The following is an 18,265-nucleotide window of genomic DNA, read 5'->3' on the forward strand; positions in this document are numbered from 1 at the left end:
CCCGCACAACTGCGGAGGGATCGGTCGCCGGCATATCGCCACGCTGGCGCCCCTGCAGCACTCGCCGGATGCGCGCGCTGCTTTCCTCCCATTGTCGAGAGATTCCATGTCCCAGCTTCGCCGTTCCCCCACCCTGCTCTGCCTGGCCCTGCTGCCGCTGTTCGCCGCGCCGATCGCCCACGCCAAGGATGACCACTGGACCTTCGAGCTCGCCGCTGGTGGTGGCGTGACGCCGCGCTACAGCGGCAGCGAGGAATACCGCGCGACGCCGTCGCTGTCGTTCGATGTCACCTCGCCGGGGGGCTGGTTTCTGGGCACCAGTGGCATCGGTTGGGGCACGTCCATTGGCGAGCACACCCGTGTGCGTGCCTACGTCGGCGCCAGCGGCATCCGCCGCGACAAGGACTCCCTGCTCGGCGGTTCGGACTTCCTGCGCGGCATGGGTGATATCGATACCCGTCCCCTGGTCGGTGTCTCGGCTGGTTATACGCTGGGCGAAGCCGTGCTGAGCGGCGCCTGGCAGTTCACCCGCAAGGACGAGGACAAGGCCGAGAACGGCCTGGCTACCCAGCAGATCCATCTGAATCTGAGCATGCCGCTGTTCGACCTGGCCGGTGGCGTGGTCAGCGGCAGTGTTTCCACCGACTACGGCAATCGCGGTTACATGCAGACCTGGTACGGCGTCAGCCCGGAACAGGCGGCGCGCACCGGCTTTGCCCAGCACACGCCGAAGGCTGGGCTGGTCAGCGCCGGTCTTGGCCTGAAATGGAGCCACCGCGTGGGCCGCAATGGCAACTGGTACATCTCGGCCGAAGGCACGCGCCTGCTCGGCGATGCGGCCGACAGCCCGATCGTGCAGAAGGCGAACCAGTTCGGCCTGATGAGCGGCTACACGCACCGCTTCTGAGTGAGCGCCGGGCATGGCCCGGCGTACTCCACAGGAAACGGGGCGCCGCGATCAGGCAGCGCCCCGTGTGAATCACGCCTTGGCGAACACCAGGTGGCCGCCGTCGTTGCCGACTTCAATGGTGTCGCCGTTGACGAAGGCACCGGACAGGATCTTCTGCGCCAGCGGGTTCTCCAGCTGCGCCTGGATCGCCCGCTTCAACGGACGTGCGCCGTACACCGGATCGAAACCAACGTTGCCAAGCAGGTCGAACGCCGCATCGGACACCAGCAGCTTCAAACCACGTTCGGCCAGGCGCTTTTCCAGCCCACGCATCTGGATGCGCGCGATCTGCTTGATCTGCTGCTTGTCCAGCGGGTGGAACACCACGATGTCGTCCAGGCGGTTGATGAACTCCGGGCGGAAGTGCGCCTGCACCACGCCCATCACCGCCGCCTTCATCTGCGTGTAGGCCTCAGGGCTGTCATCAGCGCTCATGTCCTGGATCTGGTGCGAGCCCAGGTTCGAGGTCATCACGATGACGGTGTTGCGGAAGTCCACGGTGCGGCCCTGGCCATCGGTCAGGCGGCCATCGTCCAGCACCTGCAGCAGGATGTTGAACACATCCGGATGCGCCTTCTCCACTTCGTCCAGCAGGATCAACGAATACGGACGGCGACGCACGGCCTCGGTCAGGTAGCCACCCTCTTCGTAACCGACGTAGCCCGGGGGCGCACCGATCAGGCGGGCGACGCTGTGCTTCTCCATGAACTCGCTCATGTCGATGCGGATCATCGCGTCGGCACTGTCGAACAGGAACTCGGCCAGCGACTTGCACAGTTCGGTCTTGCCGACGCCGGTCGGGCCGAGGAACAGGAACGAACCGGCCGGGCGATTCGGATCGGACAGGCCCGCACGCGAACGGCGCACGGCATCGGAGACGACCTTGATCGCTTCCTCCTGGCCGACCACGCGGTTGTGCAGCACCTCTTCCATCCGCAGCAGCTTGTCGCGCTCACCTTCGAGCATCTTGTTGACCGGAATGCCGGTCCAGCGCGACACGACCTCGGCGATCTCCTCGTCGGTGACCCGGTCCTGCACCAGCTTGAAGTCCCTGTGTTCGGCTTCCTGCGCAGCGGCCAGCTGCTTTTCCAGCTGCGGCAGCAGGCCGTACTGGATCTCGCTCATCTTGGCGAAATCCTGGCGGCGCTGCGCGGCTTCCAGCTCCAGCTTGGCCTGCTCGACCTGCTCCTTGATCTTGGTCGCACCCTGCAGCGCGGCCTTCTCCGACTTCCAGATTTCATTGAGGTCGGAGAACTCGCGCTCCAGCGCCTCGATGTCGTTCTCCAGATCGGCCAGGCGCTGCCGCGAGGCCTCGTCCTTTTCCTTCTTCAGCATCTCGCGCTGGATCTTCAGCTGGATCACCCGGCGTTCCAGGCGGTCCAGTTCCTCCGGCTTGGAGTCGATCTCCATGCGCAGGCGCGAGGCGGCTTCGTCCATCAGGTCGATGGCCTTGTCCGGCAGCTGGCGGTCGGTGATGTAGCGGTTGGACAGCGTCGCAGCGGCAACGATGGCCGGGTCGGTGATCTCCACGCCGTGGTGCAGCGCGTACTTCTCCTTCAGACCGCGCAGGATCGCAATGGTGTCCTCCACCGACGGCTCGCCCACGAACACCTTCTGGAAGCGGCGCTCCAGCGCAGCATCCTTCTCGATGTACTTGCGGTACTCGTCCAGCGTGGTGGCACCGATGCAGTGCAGCTCGCCACGTGCCAGTGCCGGCTTCAGCATGTTGCCGGCATCCATCGCGCCGTCGGCCTTGCCGGCGCCGACCATGGTGTGCAATTCGTCGATGAACAGGATGATCTGGCCTTCGTTCTTGGCCAGGTCGTTCAGCACGCCCTTCAGGCGCTCTTCGAATTCACCGCGGAACTTGGCACCGGCGATCAGCGCGCCCATGTCCAGCGACAGCACGCGCTTGCCGCGCAGGCCTTCGGGCACTTCGTCGTTGATGATGCGCTGGGCCAGCCCCTCGACAATGGCAGTCTTGCCCACGCCGGGTTCGCCGATCAGCACCGGGTTGTTCTTGGTCCGGCGCTGCAGCACCTGGATGGTGCGACGGATCTCCTCGTCACGTCCGATCACCGGATCGAGCTTGCCGCTCTCGGCGCGCGCGGTCAGGTCGATGGTGTACTTCTCCAGCGCCTGCCGCTGTTCCTCGGCATTCTCCGACTGCACGTTCTCGCCGCCACGCAGCTTGTCGATCGCGGCCTGCAGGCGGGTCTTGTCAGCACCGGCGGCACGCAGTGCCATGCCCAGCGTGCCGCCGTCGTCCAGCGCTGCCAGCACGAACCACTCGCTGGCAATGAAGGCATCACCGTGCTGCTGGGCCAGCTTGTCGGTCTGGTTCAGCAGGCGCCCCAGGTCGTTGCCCATCGAGACATTGCCGGCCTGGCCGGACACCTTCGGCAGCGCGTCCAGTGCTTCGGTCAGGCGCTCGCGCAGGACCGGCACGTTCACGCCGGCCTGGGCCAGCAGCGGGCGCGTGCTGCCACCCTGCTGGTCCAGCAGCGCACTGAACAAATGAACCGGTTCGATGATGCTGTTGTCGCGGCCCACGGCCAGCGACTGTGCGTCTGCCAGCGCCTGCTGGAAACGCGAGGTGAGCTTGTCCATCCGCATTGCGAATCCTCATCGGTCATCAGGGCCGGCCCGCGCCGGCGATGCTGGAAAGATGCGGTTGCCCCACCCCGTTTCAAGGGTGGCTGCGACTGCACCCCGAGGCCAGTCAGCCTGCGGCCAGCATGCCGGAACGGGTGTGGTCGGCGCGTTGATCCCGATCAGTTCTGCGCGATGGACCGGCTCAGCGGGTGATCGCGCTGCGGATCGCCCGCAGCTGCTGCTTGATGGCCCTTGCCTGCGCCACATCCATGCGCAGCAGGGCCTTCTGCCCGATCGAGCATGACTGCAGGGTGGGATCGACGAAGCGATAGCGGCCCCGTTCGTCGCGCTGCACCAGCGGCGCCTGGGCCAGTTCCGGGGTCTCCAGCAGGTGATCGATCACCGCCACCAGGCGGTCGTTGAAATAGCCCTCCGGCCGGCCCAGGTCGACGTAGGCCTGCTGGATCAGCGGATAGAAGCGCTTGTAGGCCGTGGCCGTTGCCGCCGGATCCAGCGCGGTAAATGCCTGCACGTAGGGCGCATAGCGCGCCGCGTTGCTGGCGGCGATCCGCTCGCCGCCCTCACCGGGCTCGACCTGCAGATTGCCCGGCAACGGCCGCGCGGCCAGTGCGGTCGGCGGCACGCTGGGCTTGTCCAGGTTGTCGACCTGGGTGACCAGGCGCTGGATCAGATGGTCGCGCAACAGCAGGGTCAGCGGCCCTTCGCCCTGGAACAGCTGGCTCAATGCCCCCCAGGCCGCCGCATCGCTGTCAGCCAGCTTGGGCAACGCAGGGTCGGCCGCAGCCTCGGCATCCAGCGGATGCTTGATCGGGGGTGGTGTTGGGGCGGGTTCTGCGGCCGCCTTCGGTTGTGGCGGTGCGCCGGTACTGGCCGGAGTTGATTGCACCGGCACCGAGACTCCGTCCGCCAGGCTCTTCAGCTGGTCGCGGAACAGCCAACCGCCCGCGCCACCGATCACCACCACGCCCAACACCCAGGGCCATACCGCCTTTCCACTCTGCATGATGCAGCACCTCGTTTTCACACGCATGGAGAAGGTGTGACCCAGCTGATTTCCGTGGGTTCCCCACCCGTTCCGGTAAGGTTCGGGAAACGCGTTGACAGCGCAGTGCGACGGGCGGCCCAATAAGTAGTCCAGCCCCTTCGACGAACGACCCATGGAGCTTCGCCCGGAACCGGTGCCTTTCCGCATCAGCACGCTCGACCTGACACTGGTGTATCGAGAGCAGAACGCGAGCGCACAGGTGAACGTGGAGGCACAGACGCTGGAGGACTATGCAGCGCAGCCGGGCATGCGTTACCGCTCACTGCAGGTGGATTTCGAACTTGTCCATGAAGCGCGTTGCCGGGGCGGAAATTTTCACGAGATGCGCCACGGCGAGATCGTCGAGGAAACCGGACCAGCCGATGAAACCGCGCACTGGCGGCAAACCGGTCTCTGCCCTTTCCCCGGCTTCTACCGGGTCATCCACGATCCTGGCCTGGCGGCACTGCTCGCGCACTACGATCCCCGCAATGTCCACGACCTGCAGCTTTTCATCCTTGCCGCACATGACAGCTACGTTGAAGTCCTGGCCAAGGGATATCGCTACACGCTGGCTGGCAGCGTCAATGAACACGACATCATCACCGTCGCGCCATCGGCCTGAACACTCCGACATCCAACGCCAGGTAGGCATTGCACTCACGCCCGCTTTGCGCGAGCAGCGCGACGCTATGCATCCTGTCCCGTGGAGACACAGCCATGCAGTACGCGCTGTATTACTTGACCGGCATCCAGGGCCGTGGCGAGTTCGTGCGCCTGGCGCTGGAGGATGCCGGTGCCGACTACATCGACATGGCGCGGGTGCACGGCGATGCAGTGATGCAGCCGTTTCTCGATGGCAGCAGTGAAGGTGCGCAGCCCTTCGCGCCGCCGTTCCTGAAGGCCGGTCGCCAGCTTATCGCGCAGGTCGCGGCCATCCTGGATTTCCTGGGCCCGACGCTGGACCTGGTGCCACAGGCAGCCTCGCGGCGGATGCAGGCGCTGCAGTTGCAGCTGACCATCGCCGACCTGGTGGCCGAGGTGCACGACACCCACCATCCGATCGCCGCATCGAAGTACTACGAAGAACAGAAGACCGAAGCCAAAGCGCGTGCCGCGTCCCTGCGCAGCGAACGACTGCCGAAGTTCCTGGGCTACTTCGAACACGTGCTGGCCGCCAACGGTGGCCGCCATGCGCTGCGCGAGCATTCCTATGTGGATCTGTCGCTGTTCCAGCTGCTGAGCGGACTGGACTACATGTTCCCGCGCCGCATGCAGGCGCTCGGCCCCACCCTGCCCCGGCTGCGCGCGCTGCAGGAGCGGGTGGCGAAACGACCCAACATTGCCGTCTATCTGGCCTCGGCGCGGCGATTGCCGTTCAACACCAACGGCATCTTCCGCCACTACCCGGAGCTGGATGGGGAGCGGTAGTGCCGGCCGCTGGCCGGCAACTGCACACTGCGTCCGAGCTCCATGAGCATGCCGGCCAGCGGCCGGCACTACCGTTGGGTCAGCTGTTCTCACCCAGCGGTTTCACCGCCTGCTTCTGCAGCGACAACAGGCCCAGCAGCAGCGCCAGTGCCACGTAAGCGCCGGCGAACTGCCAGCTGATGATGCGTGCCAACCCGTCCAGGTCCCACGGCAGGTAGATGCCACCGCGCGGATCCACCGAATGGATCAGGCCGAACAGGGTCAGACCCGCGGCCACCAGCAGGAAGCCGCAGGCACGGCGCAGGCGGCCATCGACCATCGCGGCTACCGCCGAGATCCACAGCATCGACGTGATGATGAAGCCGTTGCCGAGGGTGAAGATCACCGCCAGCTCAGGCAATCCGTGGCCATCCAGTTTGGTCAGCAGTTGCGGCAGCTGGTCCGGCGCGATCCAGCCCGGCGCCTTGATCGCCAGCAGGTAGGCCACCGACGGCAGGAAACCGAACACCATCGCACCGGTGTGGTGGCGCGGCGTGGCCTGGAAGGCCTGGGTGGTGATGTCGATGGCCACGTACACGATGATCGGTGCCAGCACCGCCAGCGGCAGCCACTGCACCAGCCCGGAGATGATGCCGAGCATGCCGCCGATGCCAACGAACAGGCCGGTCAGCAGCGTGTAGCCGCTGCGCGCGCCCATGTGCTTGTAGGCCGGCTGGCCGATGTACGGCGTGGTCTGCGCCACCCCGCCGCAGACACCGGCCACCAGCGTGGCCACCGCCTCCACCAGCAGGATGTCGCGGGTGCGGTAGTCATCGCCGGCCGCGCGCGCGCTTTCGGACACGTTGATGCCACCGACCACCATCAGCAGGCCGAATGGCAGCAGCAGCGGCAGGTAGGTCATCGCGGTGGGCAGGCCGTCGAGGAAGCCCAGCGTCGGCAGCGGCAGCACCACCTGCGGCGGTACCCACGCCGGCACATGGAAGCCCGGCGCGCCCAAGCCGGCCAGGCCGAGGCCGTAATACAGCACGGTGCCGAACACGAAGGCCAGCAGCACGCCGGGGCCACGCACCGGCAGCTTGCCCTTGGCGATCAGCACGTACAGCAGCAGGCCCAGCGTGGTGAAGCCGACCAGCGGCGAGCGAAGCGTTTCCAGCAGCGGCAGCAAGCCCATCAGCACCAGCGCGATGCCGGCGATGGAACCCAGCAGTGCGGCACGCGGCAGCGCGCGGGTAACCGCTTCGCCGAAGAACGACAGCACGAACTTGAGCACGCCCATGATGACCAGCGCGGCCATACCCAGCTGCCAGGTGGCGATGCCCGCAGCATGCGGGTCCATGCCCTGCTGCTTGAAGGCGATGAAGGCCGGGCCGAGCACCAGCAGCGCCATGCCGATGCTGGTCGGTGCATCCAGGCCCAGCGGCATGGCGGTGACATCGTCGCGGCCGGTACGCGCGGCCAACCGGCGCGCCATCAGGGTGTACAGCAGGTTGCCGACCAGCACGCCGAAGGCGGTGCCAGGGAACATGCGGCCGAACACCACGTCGGCGGGGAACTGGAAGATCCCGACCAGGGCCATGGCGATGAAGCCGAGGATGGAGAGGTTGTCGACGACCAGGCCGAAGAAGCCGTTGAAGTCGCCGGAGACGAACCAGCGACGCGGTGCGGCGGAAGCGGGAGCAGACATGGAAGGGGTGGTGGGGGTGGGGACCGCCGATGGTAGGCCCAGCGGGGCCGGTGCGCCAATTCCGTCGTGGAATGATGGGTTCCAGCCAACGGCGGGGCCCCTCGTGGCTGGGTTGGTCGCGGACAGCGATTTCTGGGTTGGGCCGTTCGGGATGGGCTGCGCAGGACACGCCGTAAACCCGTCCCTGGGGGCTCGATGGCGCCATCCATGGCGCCAACGGTCCTGCGCAGCCCATGCCGAACGGCCCCTGACAGTTTCCTGCGCGTGCCAGCCACGGAAGAGAATCAAAAGATCAAAAGCAAAGGCAGGCGCTCGTTGTAGAGCCGAGCCCATGCTCGGCTGCTGTACGCGAGGCATCTGAGCCGAGCATGGCTCGGCTCTACACGAACAATTCGATCATTTCCACGTTATCCACGCATGGCGTGGATCTACCGTGTCGACCAAGGTCGACACCTACCCACGGATAGCCGCCTTTGCTTTTGAAGTTGCCGGCCAGCGGCCGGCACTACCGCGGGTGCAGGGCGCAGCCCTGCATCAAACCCACCCCGTTACTTCTTCAGGAAGTTGTCCACCAGCAGATGCTTCACGTCGTCGAAGCGGCCGTTCAACACGGCCTTGGCGGCGTAAAGCGCCGTACCGGCCACCTGCTTCGCCTCGATCTGCGGCGGCATCACCAGCTCGGCGCGACTCGTGTGCACGTCCAGCAACGCCGGACCGCGCTGGGACAGGAAATCCTGCACCGCCTCCTCCAGATCCTCGCTGCGGGTGACCGTGCGGCCGTGGAAGCCGATCACCTCGGCCAGGCGGCCGAAGTCCGGGTTCTTCAGGTCGGTGTAGTTGTCCAGAAGGCCTTCCACCTTCTGCTCCAGCTCGACGAAATTCAGCGAGCCGTTGTTGAACACCACCACCTTGATCGGCAGGTTTTCCTGCACGGCGGTCAACAGATCACCCAGCAGCATCGCCAGGCCACCATCGCCGGACAGCGAGATCACCTGCCGGCCCGGGAACGCCTTCTGCAGGCCCAGTGCCTGTGGCATCGCATTGGCCATCGTGCCGTGAAGCAGGCTGGTCAGCGTGCGGCGGCGTCCGTTGACGCGGATATGGCGCAGCACCCACACCATCGGCGAGCCACCGTCGGCAGTGAACAGCGCATCATCGGTGGCATATTTCGACAGCAGCGCGGTCAGGTGCTGCGGATGGATCAACTCGCCCTCACCGGACTGCTCTTCCTTCTCGCGCTTCTTCAGTGCCTTGTCACGGCGCTCGATGCACTCGTCCAGGAAACTGCTGTCCTCGCGCGGCGGCAGCATCGGCAGCAAGGCGTCCAGCGTCGGTGCGATATCGCCGACCACGCCGAGGTTCACCGGATGGCGGCGGCCGAGGTGGCTACCATCGCGGTCGACCTGGATGATCGTGGACTTGTCCGGATAGAACTGGCCCCAGGCGAAGTCGGCGCCGAGCAGCAGCAGCGTGTCGCACTCCATCAGCGTGTGGAAGCCGGATTCGATGCCGAAGATGCCGGTCATGCCCATGTTGTACGGGTTGTCCGGCTCGACGAAGTCCTTGGCGCGCGAGGTGTGCGCCACCGGCGCCTGCAACCTGCGCGCCAGTTCCAACAACTGCGCGTGCGCGCCCTGGCAACCGGCACCAGCGTAGACACCAATGCGCTTGCCCTGCCCCAACAACTCGGCGATACGCTGCAGTTCCGCGTCGGAGGGACGCAGCACCGGCTGGGTGTAGTGCACCGAGAACGGCACGTCGTGCTTCACTTCGGCCTGGCTGATATCGGCGGGCAGGATCACCACCGCTACGCCGCGGCGACTGATCGCGGCCTGGCAGGCCAGCGTGACCACGCGGCGCGCCTGTTCGGCGCTGTGCACCTGCTCGCAGAACACTGTGCAGCTGCCATACACCGCCTTGAAGTCCACTTCCTGCGGGAACTCCATGCCCAGCTCGCTGGTGACGATCTGGCTGGCGATCAACACCATCGGCGCGCGGTTGCGATTGCTCTCGAAGATGCCATTGATGAAATGCAGGCCTCCCGGGCCGCAGGAGCCAGCACACGCAGTCAACTGGCCGCTGACCAGCGAATCCGCGCCTGCGGCGAATGCGGCCACTTCCTCATGTCGTACGTGCACCCAGGCGATCTCGCTGCCATGCATCGCATCGGTCACATGGTTGAGCGTATCGCCCACGATGCCGTAGCAACGGCGGACACCAGCCTGCTGCAGGGCGTCCACCACGATTTCGGCCACGCGCTTGCTCATCGGATACATCCTCGAACGGGGGAACATCCGAGGCTAGACCTGATGAAGTGATGCTTCCGCAAAAAAAGGGGACGGAGGGAATTAAGTCGTTAACGGCACAAACGACTTAATTCCCTCCGTCACCTTTTTTCTTCAATCGTTGACGTTGATCCAACCTTCCACCGCGCCCAGCTTCGGATTGCGGTAGCGCAGCTTCATCCAGCCATCCTGTTCATCCAGCATTTCCACACGGTCGCCCTGCACCAGATAACGCTTGGTGCTGGATGCACCGGGCCGGTCGAACAGGAACAACCGCGCTGGCACCACGGTGGCCTGCTGGCCACGCAGCGGCCCATTCGGCGGTGCGCCCAGGCCATCAGCGATGGCGGTCTCCAGCACACGACCGGCGGGATCATAGGTACGCCAGATCGCCAGCGGACCCTGCTCGTCGGTCTGTTCCCATTGCAACGCGGCGTTCACCGTGTCGCCCAGCATCAGCACGCTCTCGCTGCGGTAGAGATAGAGCTTCGCACCTGCAAACCGGTACTGGTCGGCGTACCACATCGGGCCGCTACGGCAGCTGCTGGTCAGGGTTCGAGTGGCAGCATCCACGCTCAACCCCATCAGGTCACCGCAACTGTCCTTGCCGTGGGTGTCGGCCTGCAGCGCGCGGAACCCGGCACTGGCCGGATCGAAGCGATACACCGCCACCGCCTCGTTGACCATGCCCACCGATGCACGCGCGACCAGTTCCGGGTAGCCATCGAAATCGACATCTTCCAGCGACCATCGCGAATTGCCGTCGGCATCCGCCGCACCCGCCAGCGTCTGGCGCTTGCCTGACGGTGACAACTGCACTGCGATGCTGCCGTCCTGCCGGGGATCGGCATGCGCCTGCACATGCGCGGCCACCTGGAAGCGTAGCGTTTCGCTATCGTCCCCACGCGCCTGCGCCGTCGGTGCCAGCACACCTGCCAATACCAGGCCCAGCAGGCATTCCCTGTAGTTCATCATCGCTCCCTGCGGCACCGCGGCGGCACCTTCAACTCAGAACGATACCTCGACCGCCTGCCGCGACCACAGCACCGATTGATGCTTGGTCTGCTGCTTCCACGCCAGGCGGATCGCTTCGATATCAGCACGGCGCTGCGGGGTGTCCTCGTGCAGCACCACCAGCACCTTGGTGCGCAGGCGGTTGGGCGAGGCATCGCCGCGGAACAGCCACTGACCATACGCATCGAACACGGTCAGGCCATCCGGGAAGCGCGGGGTCACTTCCTTGTCCAGGAAAGTGCGCCACTGCGCATCGCTGATGGTGTCGGCCTGCGGACGGTTGCCGGCGCCCTGCTCCTCGCCCACGCCGAAGTACAGCTCACTGCGCACCCAGCCGTGGCCGGCGGACGGGCGTGCGGCATCGCCCTTCAGTTCGGCGGTGGTAGCCGTGGCGTAGGCGCTGGGCGCCTGCGAAGAGAGGCTGGCGCAGCCACTGGTGGCCAGCAGCACGGCGAAGACGAGGCCAAGGTGTTTCATCGGTACAGCTCCGGGGAAGGGGGACAAGGCGAGCCGGCAGCGTACAGCGCCACCGGCCCGGCGTGCTGATGCCAGCAGGGCATCAGCTCATGCCGGACCGGCAGGGGCTTGCATCCGCACCGGTCGTCACGCGAAGATAATATATCGCTCCATCCGGATGGATGTAAGTGAAACCATCTCCCCCTTCCCCGTCGTCGTTGTTGCTGGAGCCCCCATGTCCATCCGCCTGCCCGCGTCGCCGCTCGGCCTCGCCATCGCCCTCGCGCTTTCCTCCACCGCCGTCCCGGCTCTGGCCCAGGACGCTACCAACCTCGACACCGTGATCGTCACCGGCACCCGTGCCGCCGACCGCACCGTGCTCGAATCCACCTCGCCGGTGGACGTGCTCACCGCCGAGGACATCCGCAAGGCCGGCGTGGTCAATGGCGAACTGGGCAGCGCGCTGCAGGCGCTGTTGCCGTCGTTCAACTTCCCGCGCCAGTCCAACTCCGGCGGCGCCGACCACGTGCGCGCCGCACAGCTGCGTGGCCTGTCGCCGGACCAGGTGCTGGTGCTGGTCAATGGCAAGCGCCGCCACCACACCGCGCTGGTGAACACCGACAGCAAGATCGGCAAGGGCACCACGCCGGTCGACTTCAATTCGATCCCGGTCAGCGCGATCAAGCGCATCGAAGTGCTGCGCGACGGCGCCGGTGCGCTGTACGGCTCGGACGCCGTGGCCGGCGTGATCAACGTGATCCTCGACAACGGCGGCGACGGTGGCGAGATAGAGGCCAGCTACGGCGCCAACCACACCGACCTCAAGCCGATCGGCCGCACCCTCACCGACGGCCAGACCGGCAACATCAGCGCCAAGGTCGGCACCTCGCTGGGCGAGGACGGCGGCTTCCTGCGTATCGGCCTGGAGTACAAGCACCGCAACGGCACCAACCGCGCCGGCTTCGACCAGATTCCGCCGTGGGACCAGACGCCGGACAACCTGGCGCTGCTGGGCAAGCGCAACTACGTGCTGGGCGATGGCAAGAGCAAGGACATCAACCTGTGGCTGAACACCGAGATTCCGGTAGGCCAGACGTCGACGTTCTACGCGTTCGGCACCTTCAACCAGCGTGATACCGAAGGTGCGAACTACTTCCGCTACCCCGATGGCGATGCCAACTGGAAGCAGGTCTATCCGAACGGTTACCGGCCGATCTCCGAAGGCGAGAACCGCGACGTGCAGGCCGTGGCCGGCGTGCGCGGCCAGTGGGGTGAATGGAGCTACGACGGCAGCCTGGATTACGGCCAGAACGACTTCACCTACCGCCTGCGTGATTCGCTCAACGCGTCGCTGGGCCCGACCAGCCCGACCCGCTTCAAGACCGCCGACTACGAATACGCACAGACCGTGGGCAACCTCGACCTGAGTCGTGTGTTCACCCAGAGCGACAGCATCAGCCACACCCTGGGCCTGGGCGTGGAAGCGCGCCATGAGCGCTACCAGACCCGCCCGGGTGACCCGGCCAGCTACGCCGCCGGCCCCTACACCGATCGCCCGACCGGCTCGCAGGCCGGTGGTGGCCTGACCCCGCAGGATGCGGCGCGGCTGTCGCGCGACGTGGCCAGCGCCTACGCCAGCCTGTCCAGCCAGTTCGGCGAGAAGTTCTCCACCGATCTGGCCGCACGCTACGAGCACAACGACGATTTCGGCGGTGAACTGACCGGCAAGCTCGGCCTGCGCTATGAATTCACCCCGGCGTTCGCGTTGCGCGGCGCCATCTCCAACAACTTCCGCGCACCGTCGCTGGCGCAGATCGGCTACGAATCCACCTCGACCGGCTACAACGCCGGCGGCCAGCTGGTGCAGGGCCGCCTGTTGTCGGTCAACAATCCGATCGCCCGTGGCCTCGGTGCGCAGAACCTGAAGCCGGAAAAATCGATCAACACCTCGCTGGGCTTCACCAGCCGCATCGGTGAGCACTTCGACCTGTCGCTGGACTTCTTCCAGATCGACATCGACGACCGCATCGCGCTGTCGGAGAGCATCACCGGCGATGCATTGACCGACTACGTGGCGGCCAACTACGGCGTCAGCGGCCTGCAGAGCGCCAGTTTCTTCGTCAACGCCGCCGACACCCGCACCCGCGGCGCCGAACTGGTGAGCAACTGGCGCCAGTCGCTGGGCGATGGCCAGCTGCTGTTGACCGGCACCTATGCGTACACGAAGACCACGCTGAAGAACGTGCTGGCCACGCCGGCGCAGCTGCGCGCGCTGAACCCGGACTATGTGCTGTTCGGCATCGAAGAGACCAACACCCTCACCGATGCCACCCCGCGTACGCGCGGCAGTCTCTCGGCCGCATGGAGCAACGACCACTGGTCGCTGAGCACCCGCGTGAACCGCTATGGCAGCGCCACCCGCGTGTTCAACTTCGGTGATGGCTACATCCCGCGCCAGACCTACCAGGCCGAATGGCAGCTGGATGCGGAAGTGGAGTACCGCATCACCCCGCAATGGAGCGTGGCCATCGGCGGCCAGAACCTGACCGACAACTACCCGGATCGATCCAACAGCGATATCCACTACTTCGGCAACCTGCCGTACGACGTGCTGTCGCCGATCGGCAGCAATGGCGCGTATTACTACGGCCGCGTCCGCTATACGTTCTGATTCATCAGTCCGGTAGTGCCGGCCGCTGGCCGGCAACCTCAGGGTGCATCCAGGGACCATGACGGTGCCGGCCAGCGGCCGGCACTACCCAATCCGTAGCCTGCCCTCGACCCCACGTACACGCCCACGCTGGCAAGCTGGGCGTCATGGCTGAACCGCTCCCCCTGCGTCCGCCACCGCCATTGCTGGACGACGCCTGCGCGTTGTTCCTCGATGTCGACGGCACCCTGATCGAATTCGCTGCACGCCCGGATGCCGTGCAGTTGCTGCCGGATGTGCGTGAAGCCATCGGCCGCATCAGCGACCGCCTGGAAGGTGCCGTGGCACTGGTCAGTGGTCGCCCACTTGAACAGCTGGATCAACTGTTCGCGCCGTTGAAGCTGCCCGCCGCCGGCCTGCATGGCCACGAACTGCGTGGCGAGGATGGTCGTGTGCTGCGCGACGAACACGACGACGACACCGCCGAGTGGCTGCACGCGCTGCACCAGCAGGCGATGCGCTTTGCCCATGGGCATCCCGGCGTGCTGGTGGAAGACAAGGGCGTCGGCCTGGCCCTGCACTGGCGCGGCGCGCCGCATGCCGGCAGCGACGTCCGCGCCTTCGCCGACCGCCACGTGCGTGGCCGTGCCAGCTACCGCCTGCAGCCTGGCGACCATGTGGTCGAGTTCGTGCCTGTCGGCACCGACAAGGGCCGTGCCGTGCGCCGGATGATGCAGTACCTGCCCTTCCGCGGCCGCCTGCCGGTGTTCCTCGGTGATGACCTCACCGACGAATTCGGCTTCGATGCCGCCAACGGCCAGCATGGCTGGAGCGTACTGGTAGGCGAACGGGAACCCAGCAAAGCCGTGTTCGCGCTGCCCGACATACGCAGCGTGCACGCCTGGCTGCGTGAGAATGCCTATTGACCCGGCCACCCCACGGCCGCAACCGAGATGTACCGCGTGATGACCCAACCCGATCTTGATCTGGGCGTGGTCGGCAACGGCAGCTTCGGCGCCCTGGTCGACAAACGTGCCCGCGTTGTCTGGAGCTGCCTGCCCACCTTCGACGGCGACCCCACCTTCTGTGCCCTGCTCGGCCCCAACCAGCAGACGGGTGGCGACTTCGCCATCGAGCTGGAGGACTTCGCGAGCAGCGAGCAGGAATACCTGACCAACACCGCGATCCTGCGTACCGTGCTGCGCGACGCGCACGGTGGTGAACTGGAAATCCTTGATTTCGCCCCGCGCTGGCGCCAGAACGACCGTTTCTACCGGCCGGTCAGCCTGATCCGGCAGGTACGACCACTGGCCGGCAGCCCACGCATCACCGTGCACGCACGGCCACTGGCCGACTGGGGCGCACGCGTGCCCGAGTCCACCTGGGGCAGCAATCACGTGCGCTGGATCCTGCCCGAACACGTGCTGCGGCTGACCACCGACGTGCCGGTGCGCTTCATCCGCGATGGCCTGCCGTTCGTGCTCAACCATCCCATCCACCTGATCCTGGGCGTGGATGAATCGCTCAACCGCTCGATCAGTGGCTATGTGCAGGAAGCCTTCCAGCGCACCCGCGACTACTGGCGCGAATGGGTGCGCTACCTGTCCATTCCACTGGAATGGCAGGACGCGGTGATCCGCAGTGCGATCACCCTGAAGCTGTGCCAGTACGAGGACAGCGGCGCGATCATCGCGGCGATGACCACCTCCATTCCGGAAGCGCCCGGCAGCGTGCGCAACTGGGACTACCGTTACTGCTGGCTGCGTGATGCCGCGTTCGTGGTGCGCGCACTGAACCGCCTCGGCGCAACGCGCACGATGGAACAGTTCCTCGGCTATATCTTCAACCTGGCCACCACCGACGGCACGTTGCAGCCGCTGTATGGCATCGGCTTCGAGGCCAAGCTGGACGAGGACGAAGTACCCAGCCTGTCCGGCTACCGTGGCATGGGCCCGGTGCGGCGCGGCAACCTGGCCTGGGTGCAGCGCCAGCACGATGTCTACGGCAGCGTGGTGCTGGCGTCCACCCAGTTGTTCTTCGACCGCCGCCTGCAGGACCCGGGCGATGCGCACACCTTCGCCCGCCTGGAACCCTTGGGTGAACAGGCGTTCGCCCTGCACGACGTACCCGATGCCGGCCTGTGGGAATTCCGCGGCCGCACCGAAGTGCACACCTACACCAGCGCGATGTGCTGGGCCGCCTGCGACCGCCTGTGCAAGATCGCCGTACGCCTGAAGCGCGATGATCGTGCCCACTACTGGCGCGAGCGTGCCGACACCATCCATGCGCGCATCATGGCCGAGTCCTGGAGCGAGGAGCTGGGCCACTTCACCGATACCTTTGGTGGCCATCGGCTGGATGCCTCGTTGCTGCTGCTGGCCGACATCGGCTTCATCGACGCGATGGATGCGCGCTTCATCGCCACCGTCGACGCCATCGGCCGCGACCTCAAGCATGGCAACTCGCTGTACCGCTATGTCGCGCCGGATGACTTCGGCGAACCGGAAACCAGCTTCACCATCTGCACCTTCTGGTACATCGATGCGCTGGCGGCGATCGGGCGCATGGATGAAGCACGCGGGATGTTCGAGCTGCTGCTGAAGCAGCGCAACCACCTGGGCCTGCTGTCGGAGGATCTGGCCTTCGACAGCGGCGAGGCCTGGGGCAATTTCCCGCAGACCTATTCGCACGTCGGCCTGATCACCGCCGCAATGCGCCTGTCGCGGTCCTGGCAGGAGGCATCGTGAGTCGTCTGGTCGTGGTCTCAAACCGTGTGGCCGTGCCCGGCGAGAACCGCGCCGGCGGCCTGGCTGTCGGCCTGCTGGCCGCGCTGAAGGAACGTGGCGGCATGTGGTTCGGCTGGAGCGGCAAGAGTGTGCGCGACGGCAGCGGCACGCTGCACACACAGAAGGACGGTGACATCGAATTCGTCACCCTCGACCTGAGCAAGCGCGAGGTGGATGGCTACTACAACGGTTTCGCCAATCGCACCCTCTGGCCGTTGCTGCACTTCCGCCTGGATCTGGTCGACTACGACCGGGGCACCCGCGAGACCTACCATAAGGTCAACGCGCTGTTCGCCGACAAGCTCGCGCCGCTGCTGCGCGAGGACGACATCGTCTGGATCCACGACTACCACCTGATCCCGCTTGGTGCCCTGCTGCGCGAGCGTGGCATCGGCTGCCGCATCGGCTTCTTCCTGCACATCCCGATGCCGTCGGCCGACCTGCTGCAGGCCATGCCCGACCACCTTCGGTTGTTCTCCGCGCTGTATGCCTACGACCTGGTCGGCTTCCAGACCCAGCGCGACGCCGATCGCTTCCAGACCTACCTGCGCCTGTTCGGCGGCGGCCGCGTGCTCGAAAACGGCGAGCTGGAAGCACCGGGCGGGCGCCGCTTCCGTGCGGCGGCGTTCCCGATCGGCATCGACACCGAGCTGATCGCACGCCAGGCCGGCACCGCTGCCACCAAGGCCGCCGTAAAGAATCTGCGCGCCAGCCTGCGCGACCGCCAGCTGGCCATCGGCGTGGATCGCCTGGACTATTCCAAGGGCCTGCCCGAGCGCTTCCTCGGCTTCGAGCGCTACCTGGAGCGGCATCCGGACCAGCACGGCTCGCTGACCTACCTGCAGATCGCCCCGGTCTCGCGCGGCGATGTCACCGAGTACCGGCAGCTGCGCGGCCAGCTGGAACAGATCGCCGGGCACATCAATGGCGGCCACGCCGCTCCCGACTGGACACCGCTGCGCTACGTCAACCAGAACTTCACCCATGCCACGCTGACCGGCTTCTACCGTGCGGCGGCAGTGGGCCTGGTCACGCCGCTGCGCGATGGCATGAACCTGGTGGCCAAGGAGTACGTGGCCTCGCAGGACCCGGAAGATCCCGGCGTGCTGGTGCTGTCGCTGCTGGCCGGCGCCGCCGACGAACTCAAGCAGGCGCTGCTGGTGAACCCGCATGATCTGGACGGCGTGGCCGACGCCATCGCCACCGCGGCAACGATGTCGCTGCGCAGGCGCAAGGAACGCTGGCACGCGATGATGGAGCACCTGCACACCTACGACATCAACCACTGGCGCCGCAGCTATCTGGACGCGCTGGAAGGCTGAGGGAAAAAAGGGGACGGAGGGGATTAAGTCGTTTGTGCACAAACGACT

At 66.0% G+C, this 18,265-nt stretch carries 13 protein-coding genes; 7 read left to right on the forward strand and 6 right to left on the reverse strand.

Translation table 11 applies throughout. The features are described from left to right. Window positions 1-106 precede the first annotated feature (106 nt). Window positions 107-907 (forward strand): MipA/OmpV family protein, encoded by an 801-nt coding sequence (locus tag ACSYAO_RS17110; protein WP_149908708.1) that lies wholly within the window; start codon window positions 107-109, stop codon window positions 905-907. A 72-nt stretch (window positions 908-979) separates the two neighbouring features. On the opposite strand, the gene clpB is transcribed toward ACSYAO_RS17110, so the two are convergent. Beyond that, window positions 980-3,565, reverse strand: a complete 2,586-nt coding sequence (clpB, locus tag ACSYAO_RS17115) for an ATP-dependent chaperone ClpB (RefSeq protein ID WP_149908709.1) — start codon at window positions 3,563-3,565, stop codon at window positions 980-982. A 181-nt stretch (window positions 3,566-3,746) separates the two neighbouring features. Next, window positions 3,747-4,568 carry a DUF3014 domain-containing protein gene (locus ACSYAO_RS17120; RefSeq protein WP_149908710.1) on the reverse strand — a complete coding sequence of 274 codons (822 nt, stop codon included), beginning with the start codon at window positions 4,566-4,568 and terminating at the stop codon, window positions 3,747-3,749. A gap of 154 nt (window positions 4,569-4,722) precedes the next feature. Here ACSYAO_RS17120 and ACSYAO_RS17125 point away from each other — a divergent pair, with 154 nt between their 5' ends. After that, complete coding sequence (locus tag ACSYAO_RS17125; RefSeq protein ID WP_049400792.1) at window positions 4,723-5,214, forward strand: hypothetical protein; 492 nt, start codon at window positions 4,723-4,725, stop codon at window positions 5,212-5,214. A 95-nt stretch (window positions 5,215-5,309) separates the two neighbouring features. After that, window positions 5,310-6,020, forward strand: coding sequence for a glutathione S-transferase (locus tag ACSYAO_RS17130; RefSeq protein ID WP_149908711.1), 711 nt, complete (start codon window positions 5,310-5,312; stop codon window positions 6,018-6,020). A gap of 79 nt (window positions 6,021-6,099) precedes the next feature. Here ACSYAO_RS17130 and ACSYAO_RS17135 read toward each other — a convergent pair whose 3' ends face one another. The 4 genes from ACSYAO_RS17135 to ACSYAO_RS17150 all read right to left on the reverse strand — a co-directional run bounded on the left by ACSYAO_RS17135 (window position 6,100) and on the right by ACSYAO_RS17150 (window position 11,480). Next, window positions 6,100-7,704 carry a hypothetical protein gene (locus ACSYAO_RS17135; RefSeq protein WP_149908712.1) on the reverse strand — a complete coding sequence of 535 codons (1,605 nt, stop codon included), beginning with the start codon at window positions 7,702-7,704 and terminating at the stop codon, window positions 6,100-6,102. 548 nt (window positions 7,705-8,252) lie between these two features. Then, window positions 8,253-9,971: a thiamine pyrophosphate-dependent enzyme gene (locus ACSYAO_RS17140; RefSeq protein ID WP_149908713.1), complete on the reverse strand. Its 1,719-nt coding sequence runs from the start codon at window positions 9,969-9,971 to the stop codon at window positions 8,253-8,255. A gap of 132 nt (window positions 9,972-10,103) precedes the next feature. After that, the gene (locus ACSYAO_RS17145) at window positions 10,104-10,961 is read right to left on the reverse strand and encodes an SH3 domain-containing protein (protein WP_149908714.1); all 858 of its coding nucleotides are present in this window, start codon (window positions 10,959-10,961) and stop codon (window positions 10,104-10,106) included. Window positions 10,962-10,997: 36 nt separating this feature from the next. Then, on the reverse strand, window positions 10,998-11,480 hold the full coding sequence (locus tag ACSYAO_RS17150) for a DUF3574 domain-containing protein (protein ID WP_049398197.1): 483 nt from the start codon (window positions 11,478-11,480) through the stop codon (window positions 10,998-11,000). Window positions 11,481-11,694: 214 nt separating this feature from the next. Between ACSYAO_RS17150 and ACSYAO_RS17155 the strand changes: the two genes are divergently transcribed. From ACSYAO_RS17155 to otsA, 4 genes are all read left to right on the forward strand, one after another. Then, the gene (locus tag ACSYAO_RS17155) at window positions 11,695-14,130 is read left to right on the forward strand and encodes a TonB-dependent receptor plug domain-containing protein (protein ID WP_149908715.1); all 2,436 of its coding nucleotides are present in this window, start codon (window positions 11,695-11,697) and stop codon (window positions 14,128-14,130) included. Window positions 14,131-14,276: 146 nt separating this feature from the next. Continuing rightward, entirely contained in the window at window positions 14,277-15,035 is a 759-nt protein-coding gene (gene otsB, locus ACSYAO_RS17160; protein ID WP_088026910.1) for a trehalose-phosphatase, read from the forward strand. 39 nt (window positions 15,036-15,074) lie between these two features. After that, window positions 15,075-16,856 (forward strand): glycoside hydrolase family 15 protein, encoded by a 1,782-nt coding sequence (locus ACSYAO_RS17165; RefSeq protein WP_049398205.1) that lies wholly within the window; start codon window positions 15,075-15,077, stop codon window positions 16,854-16,856. Next, on the forward strand, window positions 16,853-18,217 hold the full coding sequence (otsA, locus tag ACSYAO_RS17170; protein WP_149908716.1) for an alpha,alpha-trehalose-phosphate synthase (UDP-forming): 1,365 nt from the start codon (window positions 16,853-16,855) through the stop codon (window positions 18,215-18,217). The genes ACSYAO_RS17165 and otsA overlap by 4 nt, the downstream gene beginning before the upstream one ends. Window positions 18,218-18,265 lie beyond the last annotated feature (48 nt).

Origin of the sequence: Stenotrophomonas sp. STK16_22 (genome assembly GCF_051984505.1) — a bacterium.
Taxonomy (GTDB): domain Bacteria; phylum Pseudomonadota; class Gammaproteobacteria; order Xanthomonadales; family Xanthomonadaceae; genus Stenotrophomonas; species Stenotrophomonas maltophilia_A.